The following is a 7,873-nucleotide window of genomic DNA, read 5'->3' on the forward strand; positions in this document are numbered from 1 at the left end:
GGGCGCCCGGGGCAGGCCGAGCCTGTAGGCCGCGCTCGCCAGCTACCCAGAGCCCCCGCGCGGGGCCGCCGCAGGGAGACCCCCGCCTGGCAGGGCACCCCGTACGGGTCCCGCTCAGCAGCCCCAGCCGCGCCGGGCAGGTGGGCCGCCGCAGGGCGAGCCCCCCGCCTGGCGGGGCATCCGTACGGGTCGCACTCAGCAGCCCCAGCCGCGCCGGGCAGGCGGCCCGCCGCGAGGCGAGCCCTCCGCCTGGCAGGGCACCCGGAGCGGGCCGAGCCTGTAGGCCGAGCTCGCCAGCTACCCAGAGCCCCCGCGCAGGGCCACCGCAGGGTGAGCCCCGCCCACCCGGCAGAGCGTCCCGTACGGGCCGCGCTCAGCAGCCCCACCCGCGCCGGGCAGGGAGGGCCGCCGCAGGGTGAAGCCCCCGCCCGGCAGGGCATCCCGTACGGGCCGTGCCCAGCATCCCCACCCGCGCCGGGCAGGCGGGCTGCCGCAGGGCAAGCCCTCCGCCCGGCAGGGCACCCAGAACAGGCCGAGCCTGTAGGCCAAGCTCGCCAGCTACCCAGAGCCCCCGCGCGGGGCCGCCGCAGGGCGAGCCCCCCGCCCGGGAGGCATCCCATACGGGTCGCGCTCAGCAGCCCCAGCCGCGCCGGGCAGGGAGGGCCGCCGCAAGGCGAACCCGCCTGGCAGGGCACCCCGTACGGGTCCCGCTCAGCAGCCCCAGCCGCGCCGGGCAGCCGGATCGCCGCAGGGCGAGCCCCCCCCGCCCGGCAGGGCACCCTGTACGGGCCGCGCCTGGCAGCGGCGGACCTCCACCAGCCGCGCCCGCCAACGGTGACTCCCTGCCATCTCCACCCGCGCCGGGCAGGCGGGCCGCCGCGATGCGAGCCCCCGCCCGGGAGGGCATCCCGTACGGGCCGTGCCCAGCAGCCCCACCCGCGCCGGGCAGGGAGGGCCGCCGCAGGGCGAAGCCCCCGCCCGGCAGGGCACCCTGTACGGGCCGCGCCTGGCAGCGGCGGACCTCCACCAGCCGCGCCCGCCAACGGTGAGTCCCTGTCATCCCCACCCGCGCCGGGCAGGCGGGCCGCCGCGATGCGAGCCCCCGCCCGGCAGGGCACCCCGTACGGGCCGTGCCCGGCAGCGGCGGACCTCCACCAGCCGCGCCCGCCAACGGCGAGTCCCTGTCATCCCCACCCGCGCCGGGCAGGCGGCCCGCCGCGCGACGAGCCCCCCGCCCGGGCAGGGCACCCGGAACAGGCCGCGCTCACCAGCCACCCAGGACCCGCACAGGATGAGCCCACACCCCGCCCGGGAGGGCGTCACGCTGGGCACCACGGAAGGTGAGCCCCCGCCCCGCCCGGCAGGGCATCGCCCGCCCGGCAGGGCATCGCCCGCCCGGGAGGGCGTCACGCTGGGGTGACGGGTTCCTGGAGTTCGGTGACCCACCCTTCCTGTGGGCCGTCGCAGTCGAGGTAGAGCTCGCGGGCGTAGCCGGTGGAGCGGTAGCCGTGGGCGTCGGTCCAGTGGGCCAGGGCCTGGGCCGTGGGGAGGACGGCGTCCATCGAGCCCCGGTGCACGATGGTCGCGGCCTGTTCGATGCCGGGCAGGTCCACGATCTGGAACCCGTGTTCCGGCGCGGGTGCCGCCGTGACCGTGACCCCGGCGTGCACGGTCACCGCGCCCTCGGGGCCCTCGCCCGGGGCCGGCTCGTAGTACGCGATGCCGGGGCCCGTCGGGGAGACGTCGGCCGCCGCCAGCCGGCGGAACAGCTCCTCGTACAGCGGGCCGATCACCGGGCCGACGTGCTCGGGCTCGAAGCTGTCCGCGCGGCCCGACAACTCGGCCACCCGTACCGCCGGAACGCTCTTGACGACCACTTCGTCCGCAGCCATGGTTCCCTCACTCTCGATGGTCCGGAGCCTCGCCTCGATGCCGGCCAGGCGGGCCGCGTCGGCCGCCATCGCCGCCGCGACCTCGGCCCGTCGCAGCCGCAGCATGCCGCGCAGCTCACCGACGTCCACCTCCTCGTCGAGCACGGCCCGCACCTGCTGGAGCGTGAAGCCGAGGTCCTTGAGGGCGATGACGCGGTTGAGGCGGGCCAGTTGGCCCGCCCGGTAACCGCGGTAGCCGGTGTGCGGGTCGACGTGGGCGGGGCGTAGCAGTCCGATGGCGTCGTAGTGACGCAACATGCGGACCGATACGCGGCCGTGCTTGGCGAAGTCTCCGATGCTGAACATGACGCCCTCCAGTGCAGTGCCTCACACGGTGTCATGGTCAAGGCGAACCCCGCGCCAAGCCTCTGACCTGCGTCGGAGCCCGTTGTGGTGGGTGGCGGTGGCGCCGCGTGGACGTTTGCGGCGCGCGGCGGCGGATACCCGTTGTCGGCGTGAGTGACGACGGAGAACGACGGAACACGCGGCGGTCGGGCGAGCGGCGGTCGGGCGAGGCGAACCGGGGCGGCGGAGAGGCGGCCGGCGCGGGGACGCGTCGGCTGCGGGTCGGCGGGCGGGTCTTCGAGCTGACCCGGCCGGGGAAGGTGCTGTTCCCCGACGACGGGTTCACCAAGGCCGACCTGGTCGCGCACTACCGCGCCGTGGCCCGGCGCGCGCTGCCCGAGCTGCGTGGGCGGCCGGTGATGATGGAGCGGCACCCGGACGGCATCGGAGGCCGCCCGTTGATGAACAAGAACGCCCCCGACTACTTCCCCGGCTGGGTGCCGCTGGCCGAGCTGGCCAAGAAGGGCGGCACGGTCACCCACGTGGTGTGCGACAACGCGGCCACCCTCGCCTACCTCGCCGGCCAGGCCACGATCACCCCCCACCGCTGGCTCTCCCGCGCCGACCGCCCCCACCACCCCGACCGGCTGGTCTTCGACCTGGACCCGGCCACCCCGGCGAACGACGCGCCGGCGGATGACGCGTCGGCCGAGGACGCGCGAGCGGGGGACGCGTTCGAGCAGGCGCGCTGGGCCGCGTACCGGGTGTGCGAGCTGCTGGACGAACTGGGCCTGCCCGTACGCCTGATGACCACCGGTTCGCGGGGGCTGCACGCGATCGTGCCGCTGGACCGTACGGAGGACTTCGACGCGGTACGGGCGTTCGCGCGCGAGGCGGCTAACGTGCTGGTGGCCCGCCACCCGGACCGACTCACCACCGAGCCGCGCGTCGCCGACCGGGGCGACCGCCTCTACCTCGACACACTGCGCAACGGCTACGCGCAGACGGCGGTGGCCCCCTACGCGGTGCGGGCCAGGCCCGGCGCGCCGGTCGCCACCCCCATCAGCGCCGACGAGTTGGCCGACCCCGACCTGCGGGCCGACCGCTGGACGCTGGCCACCATCGGCGACCGACTCGCCACCACCAACCCGTGGCCGGCCCGCGCCTTCCGCGCCCGCTCCCTCCACCGCGCCCGCCACCGCCTGGCCGCCCTGCGCTAGCCGAACCCCGCGTGCCCCGCCACCACCCGCGACCACTCCGACATCCCGCCGCCCCGCTGGCCCGGCGACCCACGGACCGGGCGACTCGGCCGCCCGGCGGCTGGTCCCGAAGGCCAGGTCGCCGGCTGGGAGCGGGCCACCCCCGCCCCGCCCGACCAGTCGGAGTACGCGCTGCTCGCCGCCCCGGCCGGGAAGAGGCCGCCCCGCGTGGGGCCGGGCCGGCGTCGGGCGTCAGCTCTCGCTCGGGTGGTACGCGCTGAGAGCCGCGAACGGATCGGGCTCCATGCCGGGGGTGGGCCAGCGCTGTTCGGCCCGCCAGCGGTCGCTTTCGGTGGCCAGCGCGCGCCACAGCACGTTGAGCGGGTGGTCGGCGGCGTACGTGGTGCGTTCGCCGCGCCGGGCGAAGGCCCCCAGGAGGACCTCGACCGGGGGGCCCGCGTCGTTGACGAGGTCGACCACGCGCAGGCCCCGCGCGTACGCCGTGCGGGGGTCGCGGGCGGCCTGCCCGACGCCCGTCGTGACGACCATGCAGCCGTCGATGAGCCCCGAACGCAGCAGCTCGTAGCCGTAGTTGACGGTGTCGATCTCGGCGGCGACGCGGACCCGGTTGCGGAAGTCGGGGCCGAACCACGCCTGGAGCACGCCGGCCATCAGGCCGCTGGTGGACACCACGAGCGGGAGCTGGCGCAGCTCGCTGGCGACCACGGTCGGGCCGGGCAGTCGGCTGGCCGGCAGGTTGGTGAGTAGCGACAGACCGCCGCGCCGCCACTCCATGACGTCGATGTCCGCCAGCGCCTCGTCCCGCCCCGGCCTGGTCACCACGCTGCCGCAGACCAGGTCGACCTCCTTGGCCCGCAACCTGCCGAGCACGTCCCGGGTGCGCACGTGGCCGATCTTCAGTTCCACGCCCCGGCGCTGGAATTCCTCCGCGACCCGTTCGCCCGCGCCCGCCAGATATCCCAGGGTGAAGCGGGTCGTCCCCACCTGAAGTGATGTGCCGAGCCGCCGTCGGGAGTCGTGGATTCCGTCCAGCCAGTCGTCGAGGGTGCCGCGCGCCAATTCCACCAGCGCCTCACCGGTGCCGGTGAACAGCACGTCCTTTCCGCGCCCCTGTTTTTGTACGAGCGGTTCGCCGCACAGCTCACGAAAATTCCGGTTCATCGTGTCGAGCTGCTTCTGCACGCTCGACTGTTCCCGCCCCAGCACCCGCGCCGCACCCAGCGCCGTGCCGGTCTCCCGCACCACGATGAGCGTGCGGAGCTGGTCCATCGTCGTGTCGAGCAGCGGCAGGGGGCTCTGTAACGGGCGGCTGCGCCCCGTCACCGCCCCCGGCCCCAGCGGACTGGGTACGGACATACGCGCCTCTCGCCTTCCACCAACGACCCCTCACCCGCGTTTGTCGGGCCCACGAGTTTACCGCCGTGGCAACGCGCGTAAAACACGCCAGAATCCGTCCACGCAGCATGACGTAAAAGCCCGGAAATACCCGACCCGCACCCCGGTAGATCCGCGTAAGCGGTACGAGCGGTACGAGCGGTACGACGTGATTCCCCCGTCCCGATTCCCTCTCGTCCCGATATCCCGCTCGCGGCCACCCGCCCGTTTCCCACCCGCGACCCGCGACCCACGTCGTGAGCGGGGTCGGCGCGACACCGGTCGGGTTGACGGCCACGGCCACGACCGGGGTGGTTCCCGTGCGCGGGGTTCAGCCGGTCGGGGCCAGGGTGGGTGCGGCGGGTGCGGGGCGCGGGCCGTGGGAGGCGACCGGGTGCAGGGCCGCGCGCTCCAGCGGCGCCGAGGGGTCGATCGAGACGTCCAGCGGGGCCGGCTCGGCGCCGGCCCGTACCAGCAGGTCGCCGACGGCGGCGATCATGGCCCCGTTGTCGGTGCACAGGCGCGGGGGCGGCACGCGCAGCGTGATGCCGGCGGCCCGGCAGCGCTCGGCGGCCAGCTCCCGCACCCGCGAGTTCGCGGCCACGCCGCCCACCACGAGCAGGGTGCGTACGCCGTGCTCCCGGCACGCCGCGACCGCCTTGCGGGTCAGCACGTCGGCGACGGCCTCCTGGAGCGCGGCGGCCCCGTCCCCCACCGGCAGTTCGCGACCCCGGTGCCCTTCGGCCCAGCGGGCGGCGGCGGTCTTCAGGCCGGAGAAGGAGAAGGCGTACGGGTCGTCGCGCGGCCCGGTCAGCGGGCGCGGGAACCGCACCGCCCGCCGGTCGCCCGCGCGCGCCGCCCGGTCGATGGCGGGCCCGCCCGGGTAGGGCAGCCCGAAGACCCGGGCGACCTTGTCGAAGCACTCGCCGGCCGCGTCGTCCAGGGTGTCGCCCAGGTGCGTGATCGGGTCGCGAGCGAGGTCGCGGACGAGCAGCAGCGAGGTGTGTCCGCCGGAGACGATCAGCGCCACGCAGGGGTCGGGCAGCGGCCCGTGCTCCAGGGTGTCGGCGGCCACGTGCCCGGCCAGGTGATGCACGCCGTGCAGCGGCACGTCCAGCGCGTACGCCAGCGCCTTCGCGCCGGCCAGGCCCACCTGGAGCGCGCCGGCCAGGCCGGGGCCGGTGGTCACGGCGACGGCCCCGATGTCCCGCATGCCGATGCCGGCGTCGTCCAGCGCGCGGCGTACGACCGGGGCCAGCGCGTGGACGTGGGCGCGGGCCGCGATCTCGGGCACGACGCCGCCGAACCGGGCGTGCTCGTCCATGCTGGAGGCCACCGCGTGTCCCAGCAGCCGCCCGTCGACCACGACGCCCGCCCCCGTCTCGTCGCACGAGGACTCGATGCCGAGCACGATGCGCTGCGCGCCTGCCGTGGAAGCCATGGGCCTGTCCTGCCGTGGTCGCGGGTCTGGTGGATGCGGGTGCGGGTCGCTTATCGCACGTCCAGTGTAGTTGCGAACCATGTGCAAGAAGCCGCCGCGCGGCAGCGACGGAGCCGAGTGCCCGGCGGTGCGGCCCGGCGGCGCGGCGCGCCGAGGCCGGCCCATGGGTCGGCCGGTGGGTCGGCCGGGGCGGCGGGCTGGCCGGGGTGGGCGAGGGCCCGGGTCCGTCGTGGTGCGGACCCGGGCCCGGTGGTGGCTCAGGCGCTGTCCGGGGCGCGGTCCAGGCTGATCGCCAGCCGCAGACGCGGGTCCCGCGCCGCGTGCTCCCAGCGCACGGTGAGCACCGTGTACCTCGGGTCGGCGGCGAGCCAGTCGGCCGCCGCCTGGAACAGCTCGCCGGCCCGGTCACCGCCGAGCTCCACGGTGTTGCCGGCGGCTACGGACACGTACAGACCCTCGTGCTCGTCGGTGAACACGCCCGCCCTGGAGCGCAGTTCGTCGGTCAGGTCGCTCTCCACGCTGATCACCCCCATCGTGTGGCCGCCTCGTGTGCGGCGCCGCACGTCACGGCCTCCTTCGGGTGCCCCCGCCCGCGACGTCTCAAGCGCCCCGCCGGGCCCGACACCAGCCCGAACCCACCCCGGCCGACCACCCCGGCCCGCCCCCGCCCGCCCCGTCGCCACCACCCCTCCCGTACGGAACCCCCCCCGTGCGGGGCCTCCGCGCGCGAAACGCCCCCGTGCGGGGAACGCCGCCCGTACGGACCCCCCCGACGCGGCCCGGGCCCCCGGCCGACCACCCGCGCGTCGCACCGTGCCGCGTAGTGCGGGATCGGCAATCCACGTTGCCGTTGTGGGGACGGGTGTGCTGCGATGGGTGGGTGGAACAGTCACCCGCCATCGCCCGCGCCCTCACCGAGGTCGGCCCCCGGCTCAAGCGGCTGCGCACCGGGCGCGGCGTCACCCTGTCCGGGCTGGCCCAGGCCACGGGGATCTCGAAGAGCACGCTCTCGCGCCTGGAGTCCGGACAGCGCCGGCCCAGCCTGGAGCTGCTGTTGCCGATCGCGCAGGCCCACCAGGTGCCGCTGGACGAACTGGTCGGCGCGCCCGAGGTCGGCGACCCCCGGGTGCGGCTCACACCGCGTCGGGCGCACGGGAACACGGTGCTGCCGCTGACCCGCCAGCCCGGCCCGCTCCAGGCGTTCAAGATGGTCCTGCCGGCCGACCGGGACACGCCACGGCCGTGCGTGCACGAGGGGTACGAGTGGCTGTACGTGCTGGCCGGGACGTTGCGCCTGGTGCTGGCCGACCACGATCTGGTGATGGGGGCGGGGGAGGCGGCCGAGTTCGACACCCGGCTGCCGCACTGGTTCGGCACCACCGGCGAAGGCCCCGTCGAGGTGCTCAGCCTCTTCGGCCGGCAGGGCGAGCGCATGCACGTACGGGCGCGACCGACGGCCCGCCGGGACGTTGCCGACGGCGCGCCGTGACCGGCTCCCGCCAACCCGCCCCGGGCGTCCCCCGGCGGGCCGACGGCCTCGCCGATGTCCACGAGCTTGCCGGTGGCCAGCGAGCGGCCGTAGCAGAAGGCACAGGTGCCGACGGCGGACTCGCAGGTGAGCA

At 76.0% G+C, this 7,873-nt stretch carries 6 protein-coding genes; 2 read left to right on the forward strand and 4 right to left on the reverse strand.

Annotation, left to right across the window (positions count from 1 at the left end):
• Nucleotides 1-1,406: 1,406 nt before the first annotated feature.
• Nucleotides 1,407-2,237 (reverse strand): MerR family transcriptional regulator, encoded by an 831-nt coding sequence (locus tag ACFVFR_RS26940; protein ID WP_383706243.1) that lies wholly within the window; start codon nucleotides 2,235-2,237, stop codon nucleotides 1,407-1,409.
• 254 nt (nucleotides 2,238-2,491) lie between these two features.
• Here ACFVFR_RS26940 and ACFVFR_RS26945 point away from each other — a divergent pair, with 254 nt between their 5' ends.
• Complete coding sequence (locus tag ACFVFR_RS26945; RefSeq protein ID WP_383706251.1) at nucleotides 2,492-3,436, forward strand: DNA polymerase domain-containing protein; 945 nt, start codon at nucleotides 2,492-2,494, stop codon at nucleotides 3,434-3,436.
• A 231-nt stretch (nucleotides 3,437-3,667) separates the two neighbouring features.
• On the opposite strand, the gene ACFVFR_RS26950 is transcribed toward ACFVFR_RS26945, so the two are convergent.
• From ACFVFR_RS26950 to ACFVFR_RS26960, 3 genes are all read right to left on the reverse strand, one after another.
• Complete coding sequence (locus ACFVFR_RS26950; RefSeq protein WP_383706253.1) at nucleotides 3,668-4,705, reverse strand: LysR family transcriptional regulator; 1,038 nt, start codon at nucleotides 4,703-4,705, stop codon at nucleotides 3,668-3,670.
• Between the two features lie 436 nt (nucleotides 4,706-5,141).
• Complete coding sequence (tsaD, locus tag ACFVFR_RS26955; protein ID WP_383706245.1) at nucleotides 5,142-6,251, reverse strand: tRNA (adenosine(37)-N6)-threonylcarbamoyltransferase complex transferase subunit TsaD; 1,110 nt, start codon at nucleotides 6,249-6,251, stop codon at nucleotides 5,142-5,144.
• A gap of 257 nt (nucleotides 6,252-6,508) precedes the next feature.
• A complete protein-coding gene (locus tag ACFVFR_RS26960) occupies nucleotides 6,509-6,814 on the reverse strand; it encodes a hypothetical protein (protein ID WP_383706247.1) in 306 nt (101 codons plus the stop codon).
• 317 nt (nucleotides 6,815-7,131) lie between these two features.
• On the opposite strand from ACFVFR_RS26960, the gene ACFVFR_RS26965 reads away from it, so the two are divergent.
• Nucleotides 7,132-7,740 (forward strand): helix-turn-helix domain-containing protein, encoded by a 609-nt coding sequence (locus tag ACFVFR_RS26965; RefSeq protein WP_383706249.1) that lies wholly within the window; start codon nucleotides 7,132-7,134, stop codon nucleotides 7,738-7,740.
• Nucleotides 7,741-7,873: the final 133 nt, after the last annotated feature.

Source organism: Streptomyces sp. NPDC057702, assembly GCF_042799315.1.
Lineage (GTDB): Bacteria > Actinomycetota > Actinomycetes > Streptomycetales > Streptomycetaceae > Streptomyces.